At 56.3% G+C, this 3,017-nt stretch carries 5 protein-coding genes; all 5 read left to right on the top strand.

Features of this window, described 5'->3' with window-relative positions; translation table 11 throughout:
* Positions 1 to 581 (top strand): ABC transporter ATP-binding protein (locus tag WBC85_RS13860; protein WP_424438357.1); only part of this gene is annotated, 581 nt, incomplete at its 5' end.
* An 81-nt stretch (positions 582 to 662) separates the two neighbouring features.
* Complete coding sequence (locus WBC85_RS13855) at positions 663 to 1,079, top strand: hypothetical protein (RefSeq protein ID WP_424438354.1); 417 nt, start codon at positions 663 to 665, stop codon at positions 1,077 to 1,079.
* Complete coding sequence (locus tag WBC85_RS13850; RefSeq protein WP_424438351.1) at positions 1,076 to 1,522, top strand: paraquat-inducible protein A; 447 nt, start codon at positions 1,076 to 1,078, stop codon at positions 1,520 to 1,522. Before WBC85_RS13855 ends, WBC85_RS13850 begins: the two co-directional genes overlap by 4 nt.
* 145 nt (positions 1,523 to 1,667) lie before the next feature.
* Complete coding sequence (locus tag WBC85_RS13845) at positions 1,668 to 2,387, top strand: DNA repair protein (RefSeq protein WP_424438348.1); 720 nt, start codon at positions 1,668 to 1,670, stop codon at positions 2,385 to 2,387.
* 54 nt (positions 2,388 to 2,441) lie between these two features.
* The coding region (locus WBC85_RS13840) for an ATPase domain-containing protein (RefSeq protein WP_424438345.1) at positions 2,442 to 3,017 on the top strand (576 nt) is incomplete at its 3' end.

Here is a 3,017-nt window from a genome sequence, read left to right as displayed (position 1 = left end):
GGACAATCATGGTCGATGGACAAGATGCAGCAACCGCCGAGCGCGACGCGTTTCTGGCGCGTTTCGGGATGTTGTTCCAAGGCGGCGCTTTGTTTGACAGCCTACCCGTTTGGCAAAACGTGGCCTTTCGCCTGATGCGCGGCGCGCTGAAACGGCCCAAGGAAGAAGCGCGCGAGATCGCGATCGAAAAGCTGCGCCGCGTTGGTCTTAAAGCCGATGTTGCCGACCGCCTACCCGCAGAACTGTCAGGCGGTATGCAAAAACGCGTCGGCCTTGCCCGCGCAATTGCGGCCGAGCCCGAGATCATCTTTTTCGACGAGCCGACCACAGGCCTTGATCCCATCATGTCGGGCGTCATCAACGATCTGATCCGCGAGATCGTGGTTGAGATGGGCGCAACGGCAATGACGATCACTCATGATATGACGTCCGTGCGCGCGATTGCCGACAATGTCGCGATGTTGCACGACGGGGTGATTAAATGGACAGGTCCCGTAGCGGATATGGATGCGTCCGGGGATCCCTACCTCGATCAGTTCATTCACGGACGTGCGGATGGGCCGATTGAAGCGGTACGATAACGGCCCGCTCTAACAGCCCCCTTGCAAGGCGCAGTTGAAATCGCCACCTTAGTGATATGCAGCCACGCATAAGGCGATGTTTTGAGCAATTTTTCGACGTTCTTTGAACCCAACTACACGATCCTCACGTTCTTGATGATAAAGACCTTCTTTTATGTCGAAGTGATCGGAGCGCTGGCCCTTGTCCGCGTCTTTGTTGCGCGGGGTCCATCGCGGCGCGCAGCGCTGGTTGCCGTGATGATCGCGTTGATCGGGATCGGTGCCAAATACATCCCCCCGCTCGCAGGCCTCACAGGCAGCGAAGCCGCGCGCGTGGCCTCCTTCATCGTTAATCAAGGTGTGATCGAGGCGGGCTCTGGCATGGCGCTGCCCATCGCGGTATCTGCTGCCTTCGCGCTGTCCTGGCACCTTGAAGGGCGGCGCTGGTGGGGATTGGACGCGGCGCATCTGATTATGGCGCTCGCTTTCTTTGGCCTTTGGATATTTATCAAACTATGAGCTTGCCCAAACTCTTGAACCTTGCCCTGCTTATCGCATTCCCGATTGCATGGTTCGCCCCGCTTATGCGCGCGGGTCTATTGCCCCTGTTCGGCCTTAGCGAAATCAGCGTTATCTCCGGCTTGCAAAGCCTATGGAAAAGCGACGTTGCGCTGGCCCTGCTGGTGACGTTCTTTGCGCTTTTTGCGCCCTATGTGAAAACGCTGGGCATGGCGCTGCTTCATTTCGGGCTGCTAAGCGAAAAAGTGAAGCCCGCACTTGGTATTCTCGGCAAACTGGCAATGGCCGATATCTTCTTGATTGCGGTTTACATAACCGTCGCCAAGGGAATCGGCGTGGGGCGAATCGAAACGGCTTGGGGGCTTTATTTGTTTACGGGTTGCATCATTATCCAATTGGTTCTGGGGTTATTGTTCAAGCCAGCACAACCCAGAACAGGTTAAAACGCACAATTACGCGATATGATGCAGCATTTCGCGTTTTCCCCCGTGACAGAGCGTTTGCATCGGCTAATATCCGCTTATCACCTTGGGGGAGGTTGTGGGTATGTCATCGGTTGCCAATTTATGGCATTTGGCCTCTTGGCTAATGCAAAGGCTAACATTTTTCTTACTTATCGGATTGGCCATTGCTGCGGCCTGCTTCACGCTCGCAAGCGCGTTTGGCTATACGGCTTGGATCAACTGGCCACTAACGGTCGGGGATCAAACTTTCCTTTGGGCAGGGACAGCGGTTCAAATCGCGCTGACCGTTTTGCTCATCGGACTTTGCTTTTTCCTGCCTGCGCATAAACGTATTTCAAAGTTGGAAACGTCGCATCGGCTCTTTCAAATCGGCATGGACGATGTTGCGCGCGCCTATGCGGTTGCACATGCACAGGATCGCACAGGGGCTTTTCAGCTCTCGGGCGAATTTGATGCCATTCGCGAACGCCTTGGCTTTTTGCGCGAACATCCTGATCTGGCGCAGCTGGAGCCCACAATTCTGGAAGCCGCAGCGCAGATGAGCCACATTTCGTCCGAACTGGCGGATATCTATTCGGATCGCAAAGTGAACCGCGCCCGTCAGGTCCTTAAAGAGCGTCAGCATGAGATCGTTGAGTTCAACGCGCGCCTGGAAGAAGCAAAACTTGTATCCACCGAACTTAAAGGCTGGCTGGGTCAGGTCGAGATGGAAGAAAGCGTTGCGCGTGCGCAATTGGATCGTCTTGTCGATGATTTGGCAGATGTTCTTCCTGCGCTTGGGCTTGAGGTTGTGGACAGCAAAGGGCGCCCGGAGGTTATCGCCCTGCCCCATGCTGCCGAATAACCCTGAACGCATAGTTTGATTTGACCATTCCATTCGCTTTCGTCACAAGGGCGCATGGCTAAAAAACCCTCCTTCTCATGCAATGATTGCGGCAACATCACCTCTAAATGGTCGGGGCGTTGTGAAGCCTGCGGCGCCTGGAATTCCATCGCAGAAGATGAAGGGCTAAGCAGCGCAGGCCCCGCCAAGGCGGGGCTGGGCACAGTGCGCGGACGCGCGGTGCAGCTGAGCAACCTCAACACCCAGGAAGCGCCGCCCGCGCGCACGCATTCTGGCCTGAACGAACTTGACCGCGTGCTTGGCGGTGGCCTTGTTCCTGCGTCTGCCACCTTGGTGGGCGGTGATCCGGGCATTGGCAAATCCACGTTGCTGCTGCAAGCAGCGGCCCATTTTGCCAATGCGGGGCTAAAGACGATCTATGTGAGCGGCGAAGAATCCAGCGCCCAAGTGCGCATGCGCGCACAGCGTTTGGGCCTTGCAGATGCAGCCGTGCAGCTGGCCGCAGAAACCAATTTACGCGATATCCTCACGACGCTGGAAATCGAAAACCCGCAGCTGGTGATTATCGATTCCATTCAGACCATGTGGTCCGATAGCGTCGGTTCGGCGCCCGGCTCTGTCAGCCAGGTG

It is taken from the genome of Planktotalea sp., assembly GCF_049680325.1.
In the GTDB taxonomy this organism is placed as follows: Bacteria; Pseudomonadota; Alphaproteobacteria; order Rhodobacterales; family Rhodobacteraceae; genus Planktotalea.
Note: the sequence above shows the minus strand (reverse complement) of the source record. Positions and strands in the feature narration are given on the sequence as shown.